26 protein-coding genes are annotated in these 21,817 nt (G+C 48.1%); 16 read left to right on the top strand and 10 right to left on the bottom strand.

What is annotated here, in order from left to right:
- Positions 1-2 precede the first annotated feature (2 nt).
- Positions 3-653, top strand: coding sequence for a C39 family peptidase (locus tag GVY42_RS11280; RefSeq protein ID WP_159563244.1), 651 nt, complete (start codon positions 3-5; stop codon positions 651-653).
- Here GVY42_RS11280 and GVY42_RS11275 read toward each other — a convergent pair.
- Complete coding sequence (locus GVY42_RS11275) at positions 619-1,443, bottom strand: hypothetical protein (protein ID WP_159563243.1); 825 nt, start codon at positions 1,441-1,443, stop codon at positions 619-621. The two genes, GVY42_RS11280 and GVY42_RS11275, sit on opposite strands and share 35 nt — an antisense overlap.
- A gap of 92 nt (positions 1,444-1,535) precedes the next feature.
- Here GVY42_RS11275 and rluF point away from each other — a divergent pair, with 92 nt between their 5' ends.
- Positions 1,536-2,246 carry a 23S rRNA pseudouridine(2604) synthase RluF gene (gene rluF / locus GVY42_RS11270; RefSeq protein WP_015880301.1) on the top strand — a complete coding sequence of 237 codons (711 nt, stop codon included), beginning with the start codon at positions 1,536-1,538 and terminating at the stop codon, positions 2,244-2,246.
- A gap of 28 nt (positions 2,247-2,274) precedes the next feature.
- Here rluF and GVY42_RS16590 read toward each other — a convergent pair whose 3' ends face one another.
- Together GVY42_RS16590 and GVY42_RS16585 are read right to left on the bottom strand one after the other, a co-directional pair.
- Positions 2,275-2,490: a hypothetical protein gene (locus GVY42_RS16590; protein WP_236548959.1), complete on the bottom strand. Its 216-nt coding sequence runs from the start codon at positions 2,488-2,490 to the stop codon at positions 2,275-2,277.
- 81 nt (positions 2,491-2,571) lie between these two features.
- Entirely contained in the window at positions 2,572-2,715 is a 144-nt protein-coding gene (locus GVY42_RS16585) for a hypothetical protein (RefSeq protein ID WP_236548958.1), read from the bottom strand.
- Positions 2,716-2,912: 197 nt separating this feature from the next.
- Between GVY42_RS16585 and GVY42_RS11260 the strand changes: the two genes are divergently transcribed.
- Positions 2,913-3,239 carry a hypothetical protein gene (locus tag GVY42_RS11260; RefSeq protein WP_047795765.1) on the top strand — a complete coding sequence of 109 codons (327 nt, stop codon included), beginning with the start codon at positions 2,913-2,915 and terminating at the stop codon, positions 3,237-3,239.
- Between the two features lie 34 nt (positions 3,240-3,273).
- On the opposite strand, the gene GVY42_RS11255 is transcribed toward GVY42_RS11260, so the two are convergent.
- On the bottom strand, positions 3,274-4,023 hold the full coding sequence (locus GVY42_RS11255) for an SDR family NAD(P)-dependent oxidoreductase (RefSeq protein WP_047795764.1): 750 nt from the start codon (positions 4,021-4,023) through the stop codon (positions 3,274-3,276).
- 123 nt (positions 4,024-4,146) lie between these two features.
- On the opposite strand from GVY42_RS11255, the gene GVY42_RS11250 reads away from it, so the two are divergent.
- The 5 genes from GVY42_RS11250 (at position 4,147) to ahpF (ending at position 10,269) form a co-directional block, all read left to right on the top strand.
- The gene (locus tag GVY42_RS11250) at positions 4,147-4,773 is read left to right on the top strand and encodes a TetR/AcrR family transcriptional regulator (protein WP_159563242.1); all 627 of its coding nucleotides are present in this window, start codon (positions 4,147-4,149) and stop codon (positions 4,771-4,773) included.
- A 302-nt stretch (positions 4,774-5,075) separates the two neighbouring features.
- Entirely contained in the window at positions 5,076-6,944 is a 1,869-nt protein-coding gene (gene htpG, locus GVY42_RS11245) for a molecular chaperone HtpG (protein ID WP_159563241.1), read from the top strand.
- A gap of 95 nt (positions 6,945-7,039) precedes the next feature.
- Complete coding sequence (locus GVY42_RS11240) at positions 7,040-7,837, top strand: hypothetical protein (RefSeq protein WP_159563240.1); 798 nt, start codon at positions 7,040-7,042, stop codon at positions 7,835-7,837.
- 333 nt (positions 7,838-8,170) lie between these two features.
- Entirely contained in the window at positions 8,171-8,734 is a 564-nt protein-coding gene (ahpC, locus tag GVY42_RS11235) for an alkyl hydroperoxide reductase subunit C (RefSeq protein WP_015880295.1), read from the top strand.
- 11 nt (positions 8,735-8,745) lie between these two features.
- Positions 8,746-10,269, top strand: a complete 1,524-nt coding sequence (ahpF, locus tag GVY42_RS11230; protein WP_159563239.1) for an alkyl hydroperoxide reductase subunit F — start codon at positions 8,746-8,748, stop codon at positions 10,267-10,269.
- A 38-nt stretch (positions 10,270-10,307) separates the two neighbouring features.
- On the opposite strand, the gene GVY42_RS11225 is transcribed toward ahpF, so the two are convergent.
- Complete coding sequence (locus GVY42_RS11225; protein WP_159563238.1) at positions 10,308-10,709, bottom strand: hypothetical protein; 402 nt, start codon at positions 10,707-10,709, stop codon at positions 10,308-10,310.
- Positions 10,710-10,837: 128 nt separating this feature from the next.
- On the opposite strand from GVY42_RS11225, the gene GVY42_RS11220 reads away from it, so the two are divergent.
- The 3 genes from GVY42_RS11220 to GVY42_RS11210 all read left to right on the top strand — a co-directional run bounded on the left by GVY42_RS11220 (position 10,838) and on the right by GVY42_RS11210 (position 13,049).
- A complete protein-coding gene (locus tag GVY42_RS11220) occupies positions 10,838-11,185 on the top strand; it encodes a PadR family transcriptional regulator (protein ID WP_074035166.1) in 348 nt (115 codons plus the stop codon).
- Complete coding sequence (locus tag GVY42_RS11215; protein ID WP_159563237.1) at positions 11,172-12,134, top strand: HAAS signaling domain-containing protein; 963 nt, start codon at positions 11,172-11,174, stop codon at positions 12,132-12,134. The genes GVY42_RS11220 and GVY42_RS11215 overlap by 14 nt, the downstream gene beginning before the upstream one ends.
- Positions 12,135-12,212: 78 nt before the next feature.
- The gene (locus tag GVY42_RS11210; protein WP_159563236.1) at positions 12,213-13,049 is read left to right on the top strand and encodes an aldo/keto reductase; all 837 of its coding nucleotides are present in this window, start codon (positions 12,213-12,215) and stop codon (positions 13,047-13,049) included.
- Positions 13,050-13,084: 35 nt separating this feature from the next.
- On the opposite strand, the gene GVY42_RS11205 is transcribed toward GVY42_RS11210, so the two are convergent.
- The 4 genes from GVY42_RS11205 to GVY42_RS11190 form a co-directional block, all read right to left on the bottom strand.
- Positions 13,085-13,897 carry a MetQ/NlpA family ABC transporter substrate-binding protein gene (locus GVY42_RS11205; protein ID WP_078146002.1) on the bottom strand — a complete coding sequence of 271 codons (813 nt, stop codon included), beginning with the start codon at positions 13,895-13,897 and terminating at the stop codon, positions 13,085-13,087.
- Positions 13,898-13,917: 20 nt separating this feature from the next.
- Positions 13,918-14,580, bottom strand: coding sequence for a methionine ABC transporter permease (locus GVY42_RS11200; RefSeq protein ID WP_159563235.1), 663 nt, complete (start codon positions 14,578-14,580; stop codon positions 13,918-13,920).
- Entirely contained in the window at positions 14,573-15,319 is a 747-nt protein-coding gene (locus GVY42_RS11195) for a methionine ABC transporter ATP-binding protein (protein ID WP_159563234.1), read from the bottom strand. The genes GVY42_RS11200 and GVY42_RS11195 overlap by 8 nt, the downstream gene beginning before the upstream one ends.
- Before the next feature lie 109 nt (positions 15,320-15,428).
- Positions 15,429-16,169, bottom strand: coding sequence for a hypothetical protein (locus tag GVY42_RS11190; protein ID WP_159563233.1), 741 nt, complete (start codon positions 16,167-16,169; stop codon positions 15,429-15,431).
- A 195-nt stretch (positions 16,170-16,364) separates the two neighbouring features.
- On the opposite strand from GVY42_RS11190, the gene adhP reads away from it, so the two are divergent.
- From adhP to GVY42_RS16695, 4 genes are all read left to right on the top strand, one after another.
- Positions 16,365-17,393, top strand: coding sequence for an alcohol dehydrogenase AdhP (gene adhP, locus GVY42_RS11185; RefSeq protein ID WP_159563232.1), 1,029 nt, complete (start codon positions 16,365-16,367; stop codon positions 17,391-17,393).
- A 113-nt stretch (positions 17,394-17,506) separates the two neighbouring features.
- Entirely contained in the window at positions 17,507-17,932 is a 426-nt protein-coding gene (locus tag GVY42_RS11180) for a MarR family winged helix-turn-helix transcriptional regulator (RefSeq protein WP_159563231.1), read from the top strand.
- A 109-nt stretch (positions 17,933-18,041) separates the two neighbouring features.
- Complete coding sequence (locus GVY42_RS11175) at positions 18,042-18,569, top strand: CarD family transcriptional regulator (protein WP_143180210.1); 528 nt, start codon at positions 18,042-18,044, stop codon at positions 18,567-18,569.
- Positions 18,570-18,691: 122 nt separating this feature from the next.
- Entirely contained in the window at positions 18,692-19,606 is a 915-nt protein-coding gene (locus GVY42_RS16695; protein WP_159563230.1) for a methyl-accepting chemotaxis protein, read from the top strand.
- 71 nt (positions 19,607-19,677) lie between these two features.
- Here the strand turns inward: GVY42_RS16695 and GVY42_RS11165 are convergent, their stop codons facing one another.
- On the bottom strand, positions 19,678-21,177 hold the full coding sequence (locus GVY42_RS11165; protein WP_159563229.1) for a malate:quinone oxidoreductase: 1,500 nt from the start codon (positions 21,175-21,177) through the stop codon (positions 19,678-19,680).
- A 217-nt stretch (positions 21,178-21,394) separates the two neighbouring features.
- Here GVY42_RS11165 and GVY42_RS11160 point away from each other — a divergent pair, with 217 nt between their 5' ends.
- On the top strand, positions 21,395-21,808 hold the full coding sequence (locus tag GVY42_RS11160) for a (deoxy)nucleoside triphosphate pyrophosphohydrolase (protein WP_159563228.1): 414 nt from the start codon (positions 21,395-21,397) through the stop codon (positions 21,806-21,808).
- Positions 21,809-21,817 lie beyond the last annotated feature (9 nt).

The raw sequence follows: 21,817 nt of genomic DNA, 5'->3' as shown, positions 1-21,817 counted from the left end.
AGATGGAGCACCCATTTGCAGGACAACTCGAGGTTGCGAACAACGGCTATGCCGGGATCATCGACCCGGAAGCTTATGTGAACGATCGTTATCACGGACGCTGGACATTAAAGCGCGCTGTACAGATTGAAGGCGTGCCCGTCTTGCTCCAACGTCAGTTCGAGAACGGGAAGAACAACTGTACGTTGACGTCCATCACCGCCATCTTCCGTTTCTATCGAGATCATGGGTATACGAACATCCCAGATGATGTGACACAGATCCAAGAAGATGTGCGCGAGATCGCCTTCAAGCATCATTTCAAAGACGAAAAAGGGACGCCGCCGACTCAAATCGCCACCATCATCACGAAACTTTGGAAGCGATACGGGTACGACGGTCGAGGCAGTTCACGCTATCTTTGGAAATGGACGACGTTCGAGCGTGAGCTGAAAGCAAGCCGCCCGTTTGTGTTGAACATGGCGAACGGCTTCTATAAAAACCATTCTGTCACGGGAATCGGCTACTTGCAGTTTGAAAAACGGGGGTTCCCGGACGTCATCTTGTTAGCCGTGCTCGACAATCGTTCGAAGGACGTGCGCTACATCGACTTCAACGAATTCAACTTTTGGGGTAGCATCACGCGTGTCCATCCGCCAGCCACTCGTCCATAATCGTGTCAATCGCTTCTCCGATTTTTAAAAGGTGCTCGCGCTTCGCATATGACCCGTAATGTAGCCCGTTTGAATCACGGCCATTCCCGAGCCCAACGAACACTTCTGAAGGCTTCATATGGAGGCCGATCATCGGGATACCCGATTCGTGGAGTCCGATTTCATAGGTGACGGCGGGATATGCAGACAGTCTTCCGATTGTTGAAAAACCGCTAAAGGCACGACAGTTATCCCGTCCGAGCACGATGATACGGATTGGTTTGATGTGCGCAATCGTCCGTTCCAACAGTTCGATTGAGGTCGGATGTTCCATCCAGTGGCGCCCGGTCCTCATCTTCCCCATCTGTTCATATGTCGCAAACTTGAAAAAATCAACGTGGATGACAGCTGCCGGATGATCATAGAACGAACGCCCCATCCCGTTGAGGAGTGCCTCGAGTTTGGCGCCATGCGGTTTCCCGAACCAGTTCGTCGTCGCGCGATTCGACTCGAAATAGACCGATGCCCGTTCGAGCGTTTGTTGCAGCGCCTCTTCATTTCCGAGGTAATCGTCAAACGAGAGTATGTTCCGCCAATAGAACTTTTGGTGTTGCCCCGTTCTCGGTGTCCCGTCACGATGTAAAAACTCGCCGCGAGACGGATTCGTCCCGATGGTCAGCCATTGATCCGGACCAGGTCGACCGTACCAAAGGACAGGTGATGCCTCTTGAATCAATTCTTTCCCGAACGGTGTATCGCACAGTGCCTGCTGAAATCGGATCGCGTCTTGTAACAGTCGTACTGCCTCCATGTCATCCCTCCTCTCCCGTTCGTTTCCCGCTTTCGAGAGTTTATAAAATGCGTTATAGTGAGAGGACGAAGCCAAACAAAGGACGTGTATACATGCGCATCAATAAATTCATCAGTGAATCAGGCAAGGCGTCCCGTCGCCAAGCCGACCGTCTCGTCGAAGAGGGACGCGTCACCATCAATGGGAAGAAAGCAAAAATCGGCGACCAGGTCAAACCGGGCGATGAAGTCCTCGTCAACGGTTCGGTCGCACGGGTCGCCCGAAACAACGTCTACATCGCCGTCCATAAGCCGGTCGGGATCACGAGTACGACAGAGAAAAAAGTAAAAGGGAACTTGGTCGACATGGTCAACCACCCGCTCCGCATCTTCAACATCGGTCGTCTCGATAAAGACTCGGAAGGTCTCATCCTCATGACGAACGACGGCGATATCGTCAACGAGATTCTCCGTGCAGAAGGCGAGCACGAGAAAGAATACATCGTCTCGGTTGATAAGCCAATCACACCAGAGTTCGTCGAGCAGATGGAAGCCGGCGTCAAAATCCTTGGACAGAAGACACTTCCGTGTAAAGTCCGTCCGCTTTCAAAGTTCGATTTCAACATTACCCTCACGCAAGGACTCAACCGCCAAATCCGTCGGATGTGTGAGGCGCTCGGATACGAAGTATTCCGCCTCCAACGCGTTCGTGTCATGAACATCACGCTCGGGAAACTCCCGCCTGGACAATGGCGCGATCTTTCGAAAAAAGAGCGTGAGCAGCTGTTCCGCGAATTGAATTACGAACCGAAAGAATGGTACTAAAAAGCAGCCTGAGTCGTCTCAGGCTGCTTTATTCTGGTCGAAGTGATGAGACATGGTCGGTCTCACGACGAATGAAACGTTTGAGTTGAGCGCTCAAGTCGTTGAGCTGTCCCATCGTCGTCCTCATTCTAAATTTCATATGAACATGGTCAAATGAGTCAAACTGCCATTCATCATGAATGAAAATATCGATTTGGATGGTCCCAATCCGGTCAATCAACGTGAAAGTTAGATTGACTTGCAAATCATCCGAACCCTCTTCTTCATCGACTAGTCTCCATGTGATCGGTTCTTTTCCCCACGCTTGATTGAATTGATCGATCTTTTAATGAAGATCCTCAAGACTCGCATCATCTAAATAAATCAACTGATCACTGGTGCAGGCAGAAGACCGAAGTTGAAGCTGAACTTGATAAAACAGCTCCGTTTCATCCATCCAAATCCGTTCTATCTCAAACTGAGTGTCCATCTCACTATACCAACTTTCATAGTTAACTAAATAAAATCAATTTCTTTTTTCAGCTCATTTGGCACTGTTCTACACTTGTCATCTCACTCTTTCATGTCGACTATATCATGTCAATTTGATGAATCACTTAAACTCTTTACACAAAACGGGAATATAAATAATACAGATGATTTTAAAATGAAAAGAGGTGAATCCTCATGAATGGTGCAATCTTTCCACATACTTCAATCGGAAAATGGTCTATTCTCTTGATTGCCTTGTTCCTTGCCATGTATGTACCGTTTCTTCTGCTCAATCAATTTGATACAATCTTCCACTCGACGCTTTGGAGCGACAATACTGCAAACATGCTTCGACTCAGCTATATGACCACATTCTCTATCCTCGGGCTAGGAGCGTTTGTGACCGGATGGTGGGCAATTTTGAAGCAGAAAGAGTATGCTGTGCTCGTCTTTTTTGCAGCTGTTCTTAGTTCAGGTCTAGTCATACTACTCGTGATGGAGTTAATCGGAATCTTAGAGTAATTAAAAAAGTAGGGCCTCCATAGAGACCCTACTTTTACTTCGCCGTCACGCCACCATCTACCGGAAGTTCGATCCCGCTGATATGATTCGCTTCGTCTGACGCAAGGAACAGGACGGCTGCCGCCACCTCATCCGCTTGTCCGAGATTCGGCAAAGCGATTTGATTCAAGAAATGTTGTTTATAGTCTGGATGCTCCATATGTGGCGCACTCATCGGTGTCACGATGTACCCTGGATGCACCGAGTTGACCCGAATGTTTTGCTTCCCGTAATCGACTGCCGCTGCTTTCGTGAGAGAACGGACCGCACCTTTCGAGGCCGTATAGGCACCGGCACCCGCCATACCGGTCAATGCAGAGATGGAGGAGATGTTGACGATTGATCCTCCCCCATTCTCCGTCATGAGCGGAATCGCGTACTGTGTCCCTAACATGACCCCATCGATGTTGATGCGATATGTGCGTGCCCAGTCCTCTTCTGTCTGTTCCAAGAAAGGTTTTGCAAGTGCGATTCCAGCGTTATTGACGAGAATATCTAATTTGCCACATGTCGCTTCCACTTCCGCGAATACATCCTCCCAGCTCGAGCGTGATGTCACGTCATGTTTCACCGCGATGGCTTCCCCACCTTGTGCACGAATCGACTCGACTACATTGTTTACTCCTTGTTCATTGATGTCTGTCGCGACGACTGTTGCCCCTTCTTTGGCGAATAGACGTGCCGTTGACTCTCCCATACCGCTTCCTGCCCCTGTGATGACCGCTACTTTCCCCTGTAAACGCATTGTCCCAGCTCCATTCATTAAATTATGATAGTCTAACTATCATAATAATAATTGGATGTGACATTAATCTCAACGAAACTGCTTGAAGACGATATACTAAGGACAGACAATGAGGTGATGGAATTGAGTAAACGACAACAAAACAAAGAAGAACGAGTTCAACTGATTATCCAGGAGGCAGAACGATTATTTATAGAGAATGGCTTTGAGAAGGTTCAAATGCAGGACATCGCGGATGCGGCAGGGATTGGGGTGGCGACACTGTTTCGCTACTTCCCGAAGAAGGATCAATTGATCGTCGCGGCAGCCGTCAAGAATCTACAACCGACACTCGAGAGATTTGAACAATTCATGCATGAGGAAGGAAACGCCTATGAACGACTCGAGGCCATCTTGAACCACTTTTTCGAGATGCAGTTGGAACGGACGAACCACGCCCGTTTCCGAGAGGCGTTCGAGAGCTATGCATCGTTCGTCGCCTCACCACTTCCTGGGATTGAGACATACATCGACGTTCAACGACGAATCATGCAGACGCTTGAGCCGTTGATTGAAGAGGGGAAGCGTGATGGCTCGTTTCGACCAGATATCGATGTGAAAGTGACAGTCGTTACGATCATCAATGCATTCGGGACGTTCGGCAACAACATCCTATTGAAGTCGCATATCAGTTATTTAGAAGACGATATCGAGCCGATCTTGCAATTACGTGCTTTAAAAGAGATGTTCCTCGCATCCATTCGGGCATAAGAAAAGCCTCCCTTCAAACGAAGGGAGGCTAGTTGTATACATAAAAAATGAGCACCTCTCACTAGAGGTGCTCTCGAAAGTCTACCGCGACGGACCACGCTCCACAACGTGCTCCTCAAGGGAATGTCCGCCGTCTTACATAGACCAGCTCATCGCATGTACTCAACTATAGGCGAAACCTGCGTCCCCGTCAATCTTTTCTTCAAATCCGGTTGACATCTTCCTAATTTTTAGGATAATCAATAGTGTTAGCACTCTTTATACTAGAGTGCCAAAATACAGACGAAAAAGGGAGAACGATCATGACAAAGAAACAGTTTCAAACGGAATCGAAACGAATTTTAGAGTTGATGGTCCACTCAATTTATACACATAAGGACATCTTCTTGCGTGAGCTCATCTCGAACGCGAGTGATGCCATCGACAAGATGTATTATCGTGCCCTCTCCGACGAAAGCATCGAGTTCAACAAAGACGATTACTTCGTCAAAGTCGAACTCGACAAAGAAGCGCGGACCATCACGATTCGCGATACAGGGATTGGGATGACAGAAGAAGAACTCGAAACAAACCTCGGAATCATCGCCAAGAGCGGTTCACTCGCCATGAAACAGGCGACGAAGATGGAAGAAGACCATAGCCTCATCGGACAATTCGGAGTAGGGTTCTATTCCGCGTTCATGGTCGCTGACCGTGTGACCGTGCGGACTCGCTCGATTGACAGTGATCAAGGATACGTATGGGAGTCAGAAGGCACAGACGGCTATTCGATCGAGCCGACAGACAAAGCGGACATCGGTACAGAAATCACGCTCCACTTGAAGGCAGACACAGAAGATGATGCGTATTCGTCATTCCTTGAAGAATACGAGATTCGCTCACTCATCAAGAAACATTCGGACTTCATCCGTTACCCAATCAAACTCGATGTGACGAAACATCGTCAAAAAGAGGACTCAGAAGAGTATGAGGACTACAAAGAAGAAGAGACCGTCAACAGCATGGTGCCGATTTGGCGGAAGCGGAAGAGCGAGTTAACTGACGAAGATTACAAAGCGTTCTATCACGAGAAGCGCTATGGCTTTGATGAGCCGCTCAAGCACCTACATTTGAACGTCGACGGGACAATTCGTTATCAATCAATCCTCTATATCCCATCAACGGTTCCATTCGATTACTACACGAAAGAATTTGAGAAAGGGCTCGAGCTCTACTCGAATGGCGTGTTGATCATGGAGAAGTCACCTGACCTCTTGCCAGACTACTTCGGCTTCGTCAAAGGGATGGTTGACTCAGAAGACCTCTCCCTTAACATTTCCCGTGAAATGTTGCAGCAGGACCGCCAACTTCGTGTGATCGCCAAAAACGTGAAGTCGAAAATCAAAGGGATGCTCGAGAAGATGCTCCAAAATGAGCGTGAGGACTATGAGAAGTTCTACGAGTCGTTCGGTCGCCAATTGAAGTTCGGCGTGTACGACCAGTTCGGCGCAGCCAAAGACGAATTGAAAGACTTGATTCTGTTCCATTCTTCCCACGAGAAGAAACTCGTCTCGCTCCAAGAGTATGTCGAGCGGATGAAAGAAGATCAGAGGTATATTTACTATGCGACAGGCGAATCGATTCATCGCATCGATCTCTTGCCACAAGCAGAACGTTTGAAAGAAGAAGGATACGAGATCCTCTACTTCACAGAAGAGATCGACGAGTTCGCCATCAAGATGCTTCAGTCGTATGAAGACAAAGAATTCAAATCGATCGCGAGCGGCGATCTCGGTCTCGATGACGCGGAAGCGAAATCGCTCAACGAAGACAACCAAGACTTGTTCGCATTCATGAAAGAAGAGCTCGGAGACCGCGTCAAAGAAGTGCGTGCCTCGACACGTCTCAAGTCGCATCCGGTTTGCTTGACGGTCGCGGGTGACGTCTCAATCGAGATGGAGAAGATTTTGAACGCGATGCCAAACGGCGGTGGTATGAAAGCGGAGAAAGTACTCGAAGTGAACGCCGACCACGCCATTTTCCAGACACTCCAACGTGTGTATAAAGAAGATGAAGCGAAAGCGAAACAATATACAGACCTCTTGTATCAACAAGCCCTCCTCATTGAAGGGTTACCGATTGAAGATCCGGTAGCGTATTCGAATGCGGTGTGTGCGTTGATGGCGGAGTGACGGTGAAGGCAGAGGGAGTCCTCTGTCTTTTTCGTTTTTAATAAAAAAGCATGCTACACTCTATTTAAAAGAAAAACCTGGAAATGAGGTGCTTTATGCTGTTCGAAAAAAACAAAGTGTATAGACGTTCCTTCATCCATGATCAATATGGCGGAAGCCGTCAACGAGGAATCAGTACACCTAACAAACATAAACTTATTTTTATTTTTGATAGTGGAATGGATCAAGAATTTGGATATAAGAATGGCTGGAGCGAAGAAGATGGTTTGTTCTACTATAGTGGCGAAGGACAAGAAGGAAATCAAACCTTCTCCTTCGGTAACAAGGCGCTTCTCCATCACATCGAAAATGGTGAGGATGTTTATCTATTTGAATCTCTCGGAAAAGGAAATTATCGTTTCGTAGACCAACTTGTTTTGATTGGCTATGATATTCAATTTGGAATCGACAAACATCAAAATCAGCGAGAAGTCATCGTTTTTGCTTTCGAACCTCTCCACGTCGTACAGGAAGAATCTCACGAATATGCAACAACTATGAGGTACAAATCAATTGAGGAACTCGAACGAATTGCCAATCGTGACCCTAAGCGTGCGACTGGATTAAGCATGTCGATTCGAAAGCGCCAAGTGAGGGAGCAGACAGCGGCTTTATATTATTATGTGCTTGCGAGAGCAAATAATCACTGCGAAGCATGCGGTCAAGCCGCACCATTTGATACTGAACAAGGGCCTTATTTAGAACTTTACTCATTATATAAAGAATCCGATGAGGGATTGGCTCTCCCTGAACAAGTAATAGCTACTTGCCCTAACTGTCATGCTCGACTTCGGAAAAGTAAAGACCGTGCTTTGTATCGAGAAAAAATCATACAGCAAATTCTTCAACCTTAATCGCTACTTGTGATTAAGGTTATTTTATTGATGTAATTGATAATCCTCTAATTTCCGACGAGAAAATGTAGAACCCTTTCCAAAATATTAGCAACTCTATTCAACATATTTATTTATCGAAATAAGAAAATCGAGAGAAAAATACTGTTTTTAATGTAAACGTTCTCTTTACTTCCGTTAAGCCATATGCAGATAATGTGTTGGTACGTCTTATACTTTCAAAGCATGCAAACGCCTTGACAATTTCAGCTCGTTATATGAAGTTAGTATTACATTATAATTATTCTAGTCGAGATAGAAACGCTAGAGTAAAACACAAGGAGGACATAACCCATGTCATTAATCGGCAAAGAAGTACTACCATTCAAAGCACAAGCATTCCAAACAGGTGAGTTCCTCGAAGTTACAGAGAACGACCTCAAAGGTAAATGGAGCGTTGTCTGCTTCTACCCAGCTGACTTCACATTCGTCTGCCCAACTGAACTTGAAGACCTTCAAAACGAGTACGCTACACTTAAAAACCTCGGTGTAGAAGTTTACTCTGTCTCTACAGACACACACTTCACACATAAAGCTTGGCACGAAACATCTGAGAAAATCGGAAAAATCGAGTACATCATGATTGGTGACCCATCACACGTCATCTCACGCAACTTCGACGTCTTGAACGAAGAAGACGGCCTCGCAGACCGTGGTACGTTCATCATCGACCCAGACGGCGTCATCCAAACTGTCGAGATCAACGCTGGCGGCATCGGCCGTGACGCGAGCACGCTCGTCAACAAAGTCAAAGCAGCACAATACGTACGCAACAATCCAGGCGAAGTCTGCCCAGCGAAATGGGAAGAGGGTTCTGAAACACTCCGCCCAAGCCTTGACCTCGTCGGTAAATTGTAAGGAGCGATTGCATGTTAGAAGCAGCGATTAAACAACAGCTCGACCAATATCTCCAGCTCATGGAGGGCGATGTCGTCCTCCGTGTGAGCGCTGGGGAAGACAAAGTCTCAAACGAGATGCTCGAGCTCGTCAACGAACTCGCCAGCATGTCATCACGCATCTCGGTCGAAAGCGCGACACTCGAGCGTACACCGAGCTTCAGCGTGAATCGTCCGTCTGAAGAGACAGGAATCGTCTTCGCAGGGATTCCACTCGGACATGAGTTCACATCACTCGTCCTCGCCCTCCTCCAAGTGAGCGGGCGCGCACCGAAAGTCGATGCGGACACAATCAAACAAATTCAAAATATCGAAGGCACATACCACTTCGAGTCATACATCAGCCTCAGCTGCCACAATTGTCCTGACGTCGTGCAAGCGCTAAACGTCATGAGCGTCCTTAACCCGAACATCACCCACACGATGATCGACGGAGCCGCGTTCAAGGATGAAGTGGAAGCGAAAGAGATCATGGCTGTCCCAACGGTCTTCTTAAACGGAGAATCGTTCGGTAACGGTCGGATGTCACTCGAAGAGATCTTGGCGAAACTCGGTACAGGTCCTGACGCCTCTGCATTCTCGGACAAAGACCCGTACGACGTCCTCGTCGTCGGTGGCGGTCCAGCTGGTGCCAGTGCGGCCGTATATGCGGCTCGTAAAGGAATCCGTACCGGAATCATTGCGGAGCGCTTCGGTGGCCAAGTGATGGACACGATGGGGATTGAGAACTTCATCGGTACTGCTTATACAGAAGGTCCAAAGCTCGTCGCCAGTCTAGAAGAGCACGTCAAAGAGTACGGCATCGATGTCATGAACCTTCAACGCGCGAAGCGTCTTGAGAAAAAGGACCTCGTCGAGATCGAACTCGAGAACGGTGCTGTCTTGAAGAGTAAGAGTGTCATCCTCTCGACCGGTGCACGCTGGCGTAACGTCAACGTCCCAGGTGAGGCGGAGTTCAAAAACAAAGGGGTCGCTTACTGCCCGCACTGTGACGGTCCTCTCTTCGAAGGGAAACGTGTCGCGGTCATCGGTGGCGGTAACTCCGGTATCGAAGCAGCCATCGACCTCGCAGGAATCGTCAAGCACGTAACGGTCCTCGAGTTCGCTCCTGAACTCAAGGCTGACCAAGTGCTACAAAATCGTCTTCACAGCCTCCCGAACGTGACTGTCATCACGAACGCTCAGACGACAGAAATCACGGGTACGGACAAAGTGAACGGCATCTCGTATGTGTCTCGTGAGACGAACGAATCACATCATGTCGAACTTGAAGGCGTCTTCGTCCAAATCGGTCTCGTCCCGAACACGGACTGGCTCGACTCGGTCGAACGCAACAACTTCGGGGAAATCGTCGTCGACCGTCATGGCGCGACGAACGTCCCAGGTGTGTTCGCGGCAGGAGACTGCACGAACAGCGCCTACAAACAAATCATCATCTCAATGGGTTCTGGTGCGACAGCCGCACTCGGCGCCTTCGACTACATGATTCGCAACTAACAAAAAGACTCGCCCTCTATCATGAGAGCGAGTCTTTTTTATAGTTCAAACGTCTTCCCCGAGTCCGGGATGAATAAAATCGAGTCTCCGCTCTCCGTTTCAAACCGATAGCCTACTCGAGGGGAGAATGGATTCCATTCTCCCCCGGTCGTCGGAACGCTCTCCATGTACGCCACGTCATTGTACGTTTTGCTCAACACCTCTTCTGCCTCGGCTAACGAGTAGCTCGGAATCGAAAGCAAAATCGCCGCCCCTACACTCATCACTCCGACCGACGCCGCCCAAAGAGTCGATGTCGGCTTTCGAAACTGTGCCAAGACTAGCAGCATGATGATCCAGCCAATCGGCACTCCAAACGTCGCCGCATGCCCATACCATTGCGCATTGATCGTCAATAAACTGGCGATCACCACACCTCCAAGAATCCACCACCACTTCATGAACATCACCTCCTCTTTATTATCCCAAAATCAGGAAATGACTCAACATCTTTTATTCACATTGATGTATGATAACTTATAGTGTATGATATACAGTATAAAGATAAACGAATGAAGGAGGCGAAAAAATGTCTGATGTAAAAGCCTCGTTGGTGACGGAGTTGCGGCGCGGCACATTGACGATTGCGGTGCTCAGTCAGTTGAAGACACCCCAATACGGCTATTCTCTCGTTCAAGCACTGCTAGATGCCGATATCAACATTGATCAAAGTACGCTCTACCCGCTCTTGCGTCGACTTGAAAAACAAGGACTCGTCACGAGTTCCTGGGATACGACAGAGAGTCGACCACGCAAGTACTACGTGCTCAGCTCGGATGGGATGGACATTTTGAATGAGTTGTACGTGGAATGGATGAACATGTCGAAAACGTTGACCCGTCTAATTGAAGGAGGAAATGATCATGAATCTTCGTGATGTGTATATCGATGAAGTCACCTCTCGAATCCCAGAGTCGATGCGGCAAGACGTCGCACTCGAATTGGAATCGACCATTGATGACATGACTGGAAATGACCCGTCTGAAGCGGCTTTATTTGAAGCATTGCGCCAACTCGGCGACCCTCAAATCCTCGCTGCTCGCTACGCGAACCGACCACTTTATCTCATCGGTCCTGCTCTCTTCACACAGTACGTGAACATCATCAAAATCGTCTTACCGATTGCCGTCACGGTTGTCACCATTCTCTCCATCATCGGTTATTTGACCAATCCCATCGACGACACGTCTTGGAGTCAATTCTTGATTCAAGCATTCCTTCAAACTGGGGCGGCTATCTTCAATGTCGTCGTTCAGACGCTATTCTGGATCACCCTCACGTTCTTCATCATTGAACGTGCTGTACCTGAGGGCGAAGTTCCTTTCTCTAGTTGGAAACCTGAGCAACTCAAGAAGGTAAAACCACGTTCGACCTCGATTTCTTTTGGTTCGATTTTGTTTGACTTTATCGCCACCGTTCTGATGGTCGTATTGTATGTCAACGCCGAGCAGTTGATTCGTGTCGTCACAGATAGTGAATCCTATCCGCTACTCAATGCGTCGGTCTTGGATCAATTCTTCCCGTTTGTCATCGCCCTGGCCGCCTTTGGGATCGCCATCGCCATTTACAAATGGATGGTTCGACATTGGACAAAGCCGCTCGCCTTATGGAACGCGCTCTTCAATATCGTATGGATTGTCGTCACAGCGCTCATTTTACTGCAACCTGATTTAATTTCTTCTAATGCCCTCTCGTTGATTGCTGATCAAATCAACGCCGACCTCGAAACAATCAGTCGTTGGGGCGTCTGGAGTGTTTTACTCACCATCATCATCGTGTGTATCCTCGATTTGGCAGAAGGTTTGATTAAAGCGTTTCGACGTTGACCTCACATTCAAACGTTTCATTTCCGATGAAAGTGGAATAGCGGAGAAGAGAACGGATTTTGAATGGGGAGGCATTTGATGGGTATTCCAACAATCAAGTTACATGACGGTTATGAGATTCCGGCCATCGGACTCGGGACGGTTTATTTGAAAGGTGAAGCAGGGGTCGACGCCATCACATGCGCCATCCGGAACGGATATCGACTCATCGATTCGGCGATTCGCTACGATAATGAAGGCGCGGTCGGTGAAGCGGTTCGCCAATCCGGCATCCCGCGTGAACAACTTTTCTTAACATCGAAACTGCGCGCGCAATATTATGACTACGATCAGGCGCTCGAGATGATTCGAGAGTCCCTATATCGAGCGAACCTCGACTATTGGGATTTGTTCCTCTTGCATTGGCCAAACCCGAAACAAGACAAGTACGTCGAGGCATGGCGTGCGTTGATTCAAGCGAAGAAAAACGGATGGATCCGCTCTATTGGGGTATCGAACTTCATGCCGGAGCACCTTGACCGCTTGATTGAAGAAACGGGAGAAAAACCGGTCATTAACCAAATCGAGTTACACCCGTACTTCTCTCAAGTCGAGCAGCGGAAAGCCGATAAAGAACGCGGCATCATAACAGAAGCGTGGAGCCCGCTCAGTCGCGCCCGCACGGTCATCCATGACGAAAAGATCACCGAGCTCGCCAAACAAAAAGGAAAGAGCGTATCTCAAGTCATCTTGCGTTGGCACGTGCAACTTGGTGTCATCCCGCTCGCCCGCTCGTCTAGCGAGTTGCACCAAAAAGAGAATCTCGACGTCTTCAACTTCGAATTGACCGAGGAAGAGATGGAGACGCTCAATGCGTTGACGAAACCGGATGGTCGCATCGATGACCAAGACCCGCGAGAATACGAAGAGTACTAAAAAAGATTGAGCCTAGATGGCTCAATCTTTTTTGTTTAAAACGCCGGAATGGCCGTTTCATCATAGTTTTCTTGCAAGAACGCACGGACTTCGTCGCTTGTGAGCGCTTCGCCGAGTTTTTGGATCGCTTCGTCATCCTGGTTGTCTTCACGTGCGACAAGCGTGATGGCGAAATCATTCTCGACGCCTTCTGTTAAGAGTGCGTCACTCTTCGGTGTCAAACCGAGCGGTGCAGCGTAAGCCGGTGTCATCAAGACCGCATCGACATCATCGTACGCTCGCGCGAGCATCAATAAGTCGACTTCTTCAAATTTGAAGTTTTTCGGGTTCGAGGTGATATCGGCCTGTGTATAGTACGTGCCTTCTTTCTCTCCGAGCTCGATCACATCATGTTGTGCGAGCAGGGAGAGCGAACGGTCGATATTCGATACGTCGTTGGCGATGGCGATTGTCGCGCCTTCCGGAATGTCTTCCATCTTGTCATAGTTTTTTGCGTATACACCATAGTTTGCGAAATAAATCGGTTCGATGGGAACGAGATTCGCATCGTTGCTGCGGTTGAACTCTTCCATATACGGAACGTGTTGGAAGAAGTTCGCATCGACTTCTTTCGCCGCAAGTGCCGAGTTCGGTTGGACGTTGTCTCCGAGAACAACGATTTCGAGTTCGATGTCGTCTTCCGCGAGCTGTTCTTTCGCGATTTCAAGCATATCTGTCATCGGTGGGATGAGTGATGCGACTTTCAACGTCTGTGGTTCGTTCGCTTGTTCCGTTTGTGTTTCTGTATCGTTCCCACATGCTGCGAGGACGAGTGTGAGTGAGGCCAGAAGTGCCATCAATTTTTTCATATTCATTTCCTACTTTCTGTTTAACGTTTGTCGATGATTCGCGCCACGGTTGTGCCCGTGAATTGAATCAACTGTACGAAGACGAGCATGATGAGAATCATATAGAGCATGAGTTCTGTCTGAAACTGTTGATATCCATAACGGATGGCAAAGTCACCGATGCCACCACCCCCGACGACTCCCATAATCGTCGAGTATGAGATAAAACTGATGACGGATGTGGTCAATCCGAGGGCGAGACCGGACCGGGCTTCCACATAAAGAAACTTAAAGATGATGTCTTTAACCGATGCGCCCATCGAGAGTGCCGCTTCGATGACGCCGCGTGGGACATCAATCAGTGACTGTTCGACGAGTCGCGCATAGTGCGCAATGGCAATGATAGAGAGCGGCACGGTCGCTGCAGCCGTTCCGATGGCAGTCCCGATAATGAGCCGTGTAAATGGAATCAAAAACACGACGAGTAACAAGAACGGGAAAGACCGGACGATGTTCACGACCAGGTTGAGGACGGAGAAGACGATTTGGTTCTCTAACAATTGTCCTTTACGCGAAAGGTAAAGCCACGTGCCTAACGGCAATCCGACTAGAATCGCGGCGAGAATCGATACCCCGACCATAATGAACGTCTCGGCGATGGATTGCCAAATCTCTGATTGATAGCGCACCAAGATGTCAGGCATTCGCTTCACCTTCCTCTCGCAACTGTTCGACGAACCAACTTGGATTCTGATCGATGGCGACCACCCCTGTTGGCTCCCTCTCAATCGTCTCATGAACGGATCCGTCTGCCATGACGGTGACGCGATGACAGATTTGACGGATGACATCCATCTCATGCGTGACGAGAACGACGGTGACGCCGAGTTTTTCATTGACCGACTGAAGGACACGCAGCACTTCCGCCGTCGTATTCGGGTCGAGTGAAGAGGTCGGCTCATCGCATAGGAGTACACTCGGTTCACTTGCGAGTGCCCGAGCGATGGCGACACGTTGCTTTTGTCCCCCACTCAACTGGGAAGGATATTTATCGCGATACGCTTCGAGTCCAACGAACCGGAGACATTCCATCACGCGTGCTTCCCATGATGCTTTCGGCCGCTTGGCAAGTTTCAGTGAATCGAGGACGTTATCAAACACGTTCTTATTCGCGACTAGATTAAATTGTTGAAAAATCATACCGATCCGATGTCGCTTCTTGCGTAGTTCCCGATTAGAGAGTTCGGTCAACTGGTCGCCATCGACCGTGACGCTCCCGGCATCCGGTTTCTCCAACAAATTCATCAATCGAAGGAGCGTCGACTTCCCGGCACCGCTCGCGCCGATAATGCCGTAAATCTCCCCTTTTCGAATGTGAAGCGATACATCGCGAACGGCCATCTCTTGTCCATAACGCTTATGGACGGACGACAATGTGATCATGGCAGACATCCTTTCTACATCTCGTGAGTGAGTCAACCGTTTATCATTTTAGCGAAGTAAAGAGTTGATGTCAGTTCATGTGCTCACATGAAAAGAACCGCACTGCGGTTCAGAGTGGATGTCGTTTGAAATGTTCGGCTATGTGTCGCTTCATGGCGTCTCGATTTTCGGCGAAGATGCGATGGCGATGACCGTTCCCACCAGACGGATGTGGAAACCCACTCACTACGCGATCTTGATCCAAGAGCCCTCGCTCAACCAATAACTCCACGGCTCGCCTCACGTTCACGCCCATCGGTAGGATGAGTGCATCTTGAAGATGGGCCATCTCTTCTGCGAAGATTCCTTCTACGTATGGTCGAAACAGCTCTGTTCGAATCATATCCGGGCTCGATCCGTTATAGTTCTTGCCTTTATAGAAGACGGGATAAGGGAGGACCGCCGTGTTTTGAACGAGATGGTTCGCTGATCCAAACAAATCGAGGGATGACTCGATTCCCAAATGATGATGTAACTCCAAATCGTCCAGCATCGTCACTAAGTTCTTTCGAATCGGACCGGAAAAACTGCCACGTTGTTTGACGGCTCGAAGCGCCTCTTCGTCTGTTGCATCCTTCAAGTCACGGATTGCCTCGAACGACTGACGCATTTGATACAAGCCTGGCGTGATTCCCGCGATGACGACTTTCGCGTTTGGATTGATGTATTCGAACGGTGCGTAATAGATCTCAAGTTGTTTCTTTTCATCACGGTCTAACAAAAAGTCTTCATTTTTCAACGTCTCTTCTTCTAAATTTGATAGCTGCAAAATCTTTGATTTATATGTGTGAAATAACGCTGTTCGTGTCATATAAATAACACTCCTTTCGTCTACTTTCTCTATCTCTATTCCCCTAAATCTTTGTGTGAGAAAAGTTCATCTTTCAGACAAATGCTATTCAAAAATAAAGCGCTTTCATTCCATTTTTTGTGCTATCCTGACGATGTGATTGAGAAGGGATTTTTCATCAGGTTTGCTAAATTCTCACAAGGAGTGTGTTCACACATGAAAGCAGTCGTCGTCAATTCAGCAAGCAAGGCCAACATCGAAGTCGTCGAAAAGGAACTACGTCCATTACAAGCAGGCGAAGCGCTCGTCGATGTCGAGTACTGTGGCGTATGTCACACGGATCTTCACGTCGCAGCTGGTGATTTCGGAGATGTCCAAGGACGCGTGCTCGGTCATGAAGGGATTGGGATTGTATCTCAAATCGCCGACGATGTCACGAGTTTGAAAGTTGGCGATCGCGTCAGTATCGCTTGGATGTATCATGCATGTGGTCGTTGCGAATATTGTACGACAGGCCGAGAGACTTTCTGTCGAAACGTTCAAAATGCCGGATATAGCGTGGACGGCGGGATGGCTGAACAAAGTATCGTCGTGGCCGACTATGCCGTCAAAGTACCTGACGGATTGGACCCTGCGCAAGCTTCGAGCATCACATGTGCCGGCGTCACGACGTATAAAGCCATCAAAGTTGCCGACGTGAAACCTGGGGAGACGGTCGTCATCTACGGTTGCGGTGGACTCGGCAACCTGGCCATCCAATATGCGAAACACGTCTTCAACGCACACGTCATCGCCGTAGATTTGAACGATGATAAGCTCGAACTCGCCAAAGAGAGTGGAGCTGATTTGACGATTAACCCATCGACTGAAGGAGATGCAGCTGACATCGTACAAGAGAAGTTCGGTGGGGCTCATGCCGCTGTCGTCACAGCCGTCTCAAAAGTCGCCTTTAATTCTGCAGTCAATGCAGTCCGAGCATGTGGGAAAGTGGTCGCCGTCGGTCTTCCTTCTGAAACGATGGACTTGAACATCCCTCGTCTCGTCCTCGATGGAATCGAAGTCGTCGGCTCACTCGTCGGGACACGGAAAGACTTAGAAGAAGCCTTCCAGTTTGGGGCAGAAGGGCTCGTCGTGCCTGTTGTTCATAAACGCTGTCTTCACGAGGTGCAAGACGTGTTCGAAGAGATGGAGCAAGGGAAAATTCAAGGACGCATGGTCATCGACTTCAAAAATAAAGACTGCTAATCGAAACGGAGCCTCGTGCCTCGTTTTGTTCTAGATTGACGTTGACGGGGTATAGTTGCTTTTGTATAGTTAGGAACGTCTAAAAGCCGGAAATGAAAGAGGAGTGACTTGATTTGACTCCATCAACGTCAACCCGTCTACTTGATTTATTGTCAGAGCGAAATGATCAAGTTCGACGCATGAGTGAACAATCTTGGAATGAACAAAGTGATATCCAACTCTCGAACTCGGAGTGGTATATTCTCGCGACACTTTATCAGTCGAAAACAACAATTGCCGAAGTCACGCACAGTGTCCATATTTCTCGACAAGCGACTCATAAACTGATCAAGAACCTAGAGAGTAAAGCGCTCGTTCTTGTGACAGACCATCCGCAAAATCGAAAAGACAAATGTATCGAGTTGACCTCCCTCGGTCATACTTGTTATGAGCAAAACGAGACGCTCAAAGCGCAGCTTGAGCAACGGATACAAGAAAGTATCGGTCAAGAAGCGTTCGAACAACTGAAAACCATTCTGCGCGTGGATTGGAAACTATGACCGTGTCGGCTTGAAGGCGACACGGTTTTTCATATGCATACATGGACAAAAACGTCAACCGAGTTGACATTTCATCTTCTGAATGACTATGCTTATAGATAAGGAAGAGGTGATCGACTTGTTTAAAACTGGAGACTTAATCATCTACTCGACCCATGGCGTATGTCGCATCGACGACATTTCGGACAAAACGGTCGCAGGAGAGACGAAATCGTACTATACGCTTCACCCCATCAACAACTCACAAAAGTTGCAGATCAGCATTCCCGTCGACAATGACAACGTGATGATGTTGACGTTACTCGAAGCAGATGAGGCATCAGAGATTTTAGAGTCGTTCCGCTCACCTGGCGTGGAATGGAATCCGCATTCCAACAACCGCAATCGTGAATTCTTGAATGTCGTGCATTCAGGAAACCGTCATGAGATTGCCCAAGTGGTGAATACATTGAGCCGTAGACAAATCGAGGCACTTCAAGCGAACAAAAAACTATACGAGCAAGATCGTAAGATTTTAGAGAACGCCAAAACGATTTTGGTGAAAGAGCTCTCCCTTGCCCTCGAGCGTTCAGAGAGCGACATCGAGCGCACGATTGGCGAGTACTTACATGAAAGCATGGCGACACTCACACCTTGACCTCTTCCAGTGGAAGTGGTCTTTTTTTGTTCTATTTTGTTCTATTAAAATAATATACTTTTTTTTACATTTTTCGGGTATCCTAAAACAAATATACCTTATGATATAGGGAGGATGTTAGGATGCAACTGCACTCTAGTACGACCCATGTCACCGACACGCACGTCGTTCGGGCAATCGAAAACAATCTGGCCATCATTCGCTTTGATGAAAATCGCCGTGTCGCCTACGTCAATGAGATTTTTGCCAAAACGATGGGGTACGAAGTCAAGGAACTGATGGGACGCCCCCATCGTGATCTTTGCTTGCCCGAGTTCGCGAACAGTCCCCAATACGACCTGTTTTGGCGTAAGCTCATGCAAGGGTTGAGTTATCACGACAAGATTGAACGACGTGCCGCTGATGGTCATAGTGTCTGGCTAGAGGCGACCTACATGCCGATCTTCGATGATGCCCACCAGAACGTCATCGGCGTCTCAAAGATTGCAGCCGATATCACGTCACGGCAACAAGACGTACTCCACATGGCGAATAATCTTCAAGAGACGTCTGAATACTTATCTGCCCAGTCCCAAATCGGGAAACAAGACGGAGAACACGTACTCGAAAACGTCAAACTGATTGAACAAGAGTCGACTCAAAACCTAGAGCATTTACATGCTCTCCAACAAGAGGCGAAAACGATCACGGATATTGTCCGAACGATTCGTGAAATCGCTGCCCAAACCAACCTTCTCGCACTCAATGCCGCAATCGAGGCGGCACGCGCAGGTGAACATGGACGCGGCTTCAATGTCGTCGCGACAGAGGTGCGCAATCTTTCAAACAAAGTCTCACTCTCCATTACAGAAGTGAACAACAACATTGAAGGCATTGTGAAACGCATCGATGACGTGTCGATGAGCATCGGACGAATTTCTCATAAAGTCAAAGATAGCTCGGGACAACTCGAGCATACGGTCCGAGAGTTCGAAAAATTAGCAGATTCAGCCGCTACACTCGAACAGCAGGCAAAGACGTTTCTCAAAATGGTATGAGCGGCCCGATAGGAGGTCGCTTTTTTCTATACAAAAGACGAGCATACGATTGTATGCTCGTCTTGAATCAATTAATTGTGGACCATGTCCTTTTCCTCTAAACCGAGCGTGACCGCCGTCGATTCGTGAATCGTCTTGAATAAATCCGGGTGTTCCGACAGCTTCAATCCATACGACGGTACCATTTCTTTGATTTTCGCTTCCCACTCCGGTAAGTGTTGCGGGAAGCACTGCTCGAGCACTTTCAACATGACGTGCACGGCCGTCGATGCGCCTGGAGAAGCACCGAGAAGCGCCGCGACCGACCCATCTTCGGCACTGACGACTTCCGTTCCGAATTGAAGCGTTCCTTTTCCTTGCGGTGTATCTTTGATGACCTGCACACGTTGCCCTGCCACGACGATCTCCCAATCTTCATTCTTGGCATTCGGGATGAATTCACGGAGTTCATCCATCCGTTTGTCGTGAGATAAGAGTACCTGCTCGATCAAGTATTTCGTAAGTGGCATCTCTTTCGCCCCTGCGGCAAGCATCGTGATGACGTTGTTCGGCTTGACCGAACGAATCAAATCCAAGTTCGATCCTGTTTTTAAGAATTTCGGTGTGAAGCCGGCGAACGGTCCAAACAGCAACTCTTTGCGTCCATCGATAAAGCGGGTGTCGAGGTGAGGGACCGACATCGGTGGTGCCCCGACTTTCGCCTTTCCGTAGACCTTCGCATGATGTTGCTCGATGACCTCACGATTTTTGCAAACGAGGAAGAGGCCGCTGACCGGGAATCCACCGATTTGTTTCGATTCCGGAATCCCTGTCTTTTGTAAGAGCGGCAAACTGCCACCACCGCCTCCGATAAAGAGAAACGGTGCCGTATGCGTCTCAATCGTGTTCCGAGACATGTCTTTCACTTTCACTTCCCAATGACCGTTCTCGAGGCGCTTCACGTCCTCGACGCTATGACCATAGTTGAGCTCGACCCCGTTCGATGTGAGATGGTCAAACAACATACGTGTCAATGCGCCAAAGTTCACGTCTGTTCCTGAGTCGATTTTCGTCGCGGCAATCGGTTCATCCGATGTCCGTCCGTCCATGATGAGCGGGATCCATTCCTGTAATTGACTCGGATCGTCCGATAAGACCATCCCTTCAAACAACGGATTCGTTGTGAGCGCTTCCAAACGGCGTTTCAAGAAATCGACGTTCTTCTCTCCTTGGACCATGCTCATATGTGGGATCGAACGAATGAAGGCTCCTGGATTCTCAATCAGTCCCTGCTTGACGAGATGCGCCCAAAACTGGCGCGAGATTTGGAACTGCTCGTTGACGTTGACCGCTTTGGAGATGTCAATCGTCCCGTCTGCGTTCTCTGTTGTATAGTTTAATTCGCAAAGTGCAGCATGTCCCGTACCCGCGTTATTCCATTCGTTTGAACTTTCTTCCCCTGCTGCATCGAGCTTTTCGAACACTTTGATGTTCCACTCCGGTACGAGCTCTTTAAAGAGTGAACCGAGCGTTGCGCTCATAATGCCTGCCCCAATCAAAATGACGTCTGTTCTCGTTTGCGTACTGCTCATGAAAACCCCATCCTTATCCCCTGAATTTTTTGTCATACGATTGAAGAATCCCCATTCCTCAATCGTATATTTTATAATCGTTATACCGATTATAACTCTTTTGTGATGAATGATAAGGGGTTTAGAGCGAAAAAATTCTTTAGTGAAGTTTGAATTTATAATAAAAAGACGAATGTTATGATGTATGTAATCAAATCTCAAAAACGAGGGAGTAACAATGAAAAAAACAGTAAAAGTTGTAGCAGCAGTTATCGAAAACGAAAATCAGGAAATTCTTTGTGCACTTCGTTCAACAACTATGCTCATTCCAAACATGTGGGAATTTCCCGGAGGAAAAGTCGAGGATGGTGAGAATCTACAAGAAGCACTCGAGCGTGAAATATACGAAGAACTACAATGCGAAATTACTGCGCATGAAATCATTAACGAACACGTTCATGAATATGAATCTTTCATTATTCAATTGATTTCACTACGTGCTGAATTAAAATCAGGAAATCCCGTAGCAACAGAACATGATGCATTAATCTGGTTAAAGCGTGAAAATTTGCACTCCCTTGTCTGGGCACCAGCAGATTTACCTGCAGTAAATGACGTGATCAATCAAATAACTAAAGCCGAGAACGTATAAATTACGCCT

It is taken from the genome of Exiguobacterium sp. 8A, assembly GCF_902506275.1.
GTDB lineage: Bacteria > Bacillota > Bacilli > Exiguobacteriales > Exiguobacteriaceae > Exiguobacterium > Exiguobacterium profundum.
Note: the sequence above shows the minus strand (reverse complement) of the source record. Positions and strands in the feature narration are given on the sequence as shown.

What these genes read in the sequence shown, in the direction of transcription:
- GVY42_RS11280 (WP_159563244.1), top strand. Translation starts at nt 3, where the DNA reads ATGGAGCACCCATTTGCAGGACAACTCGAGGTTGCGAACAACGGCTAT.
- GVY42_RS11275 (WP_159563243.1), bottom strand. Translation starts at nt 1,443, where the DNA reads ATGGAGGCAGTACGACTGTTACAAGACGCGATCCGATTTCAGCAGGCA.
- rluF (WP_015880301.1), top strand. Translation starts at nt 1,536, where the DNA reads ATGCGCATCAATAAATTCATCAGTGAATCAGGCAAGGCGTCCCGTCGC.
- GVY42_RS16585 (WP_236548958.1), bottom strand. Translation starts at nt 2,715, where the DNA reads ATGGACACTCAGTTTGAGATAGAACGGATTTGGATGGATGAAACGGAG.
- GVY42_RS11260 (WP_047795765.1), top strand. Translation starts at nt 2,913, where the DNA reads ATGAATGGTGCAATCTTTCCACATACTTCAATCGGAAAATGGTCTATT.
- GVY42_RS11255 (WP_047795764.1), bottom strand. Translation starts at nt 4,023, where the DNA reads ATGCGTTTACAGGGGAAAGTAGCGGTCATCACAGGGGCAGGAAGCGGT.
- htpG (WP_159563241.1), top strand. Translation starts at nt 5,076, where the DNA reads ATGACAAAGAAACAGTTTCAAACGGAATCGAAACGAATTTTAGAGTTG.
- GVY42_RS11240 (WP_159563240.1), top strand. Translation starts at nt 7,040, where the DNA reads ATGCTGTTCGAAAAAAACAAAGTGTATAGACGTTCCTTCATCCATGAT.
- ahpC (WP_015880295.1), top strand. Translation starts at nt 8,171, where the DNA reads ATGTCATTAATCGGCAAAGAAGTACTACCATTCAAAGCACAAGCATTC.
- ahpF (WP_159563239.1), top strand. Translation starts at nt 8,746, where the DNA reads ATGTTAGAAGCAGCGATTAAACAACAGCTCGACCAATATCTCCAGCTC.
- GVY42_RS11225 (WP_159563238.1), bottom strand. Translation starts at nt 10,709, where the DNA reads ATGAAGTGGTGGTGGATTCTTGGAGGTGTGGTGATCGCCAGTTTATTG.
- GVY42_RS11220 (WP_074035166.1), top strand. Translation starts at nt 10,838, where the DNA reads ATGTCTGATGTAAAAGCCTCGTTGGTGACGGAGTTGCGGCGCGGCACA.
- GVY42_RS11215 (WP_159563237.1), top strand. Translation starts at nt 11,172, where the DNA reads ATGAATCTTCGTGATGTGTATATCGATGAAGTCACCTCTCGAATCCCA.
- GVY42_RS11210 (WP_159563236.1), top strand. Translation starts at nt 12,213, where the DNA reads ATGGGTATTCCAACAATCAAGTTACATGACGGTTATGAGATTCCGGCC.
- GVY42_RS11205 (WP_078146002.1), bottom strand. Translation starts at nt 13,897, where the DNA reads ATGAAAAAATTGATGGCACTTCTGGCCTCACTCACACTCGTCCTCGCA.
- GVY42_RS11200 (WP_159563235.1), bottom strand. Translation starts at nt 14,580, where the DNA reads ATGCCTGACATCTTGGTGCGCTATCAATCAGAGATTTGGCAATCCATC.
- GVY42_RS11195 (WP_159563234.1), bottom strand. Translation starts at nt 15,319, where the DNA reads ATGATCACATTGTCGTCCGTCCATAAGCGTTATGGACAAGAGATGGCC.
- GVY42_RS11190 (WP_159563233.1), bottom strand. Translation starts at nt 16,169, where the DNA reads ATGACACGAACAGCGTTATTTCACACATATAAATCAAAGATTTTGCAG.
- adhP (WP_159563232.1), top strand. Translation starts at nt 16,365, where the DNA reads ATGAAAGCAGTCGTCGTCAATTCAGCAAGCAAGGCCAACATCGAAGTC.
- GVY42_RS16695 (WP_159563230.1), top strand. Translation starts at nt 18,692, where the DNA reads ATGCAACTGCACTCTAGTACGACCCATGTCACCGACACGCACGTCGTT.
- GVY42_RS11165 (WP_159563229.1), bottom strand. Translation starts at nt 21,177, where the DNA reads ATGAGCAGTACGCAAACGAGAACAGACGTCATTTTGATTGGGGCAGGC.
- GVY42_RS11160 (WP_159563228.1), top strand. Translation starts at nt 21,395, where the DNA reads ATGAAAAAAACAGTAAAAGTTGTAGCAGCAGTTATCGAAAACGAAAAT.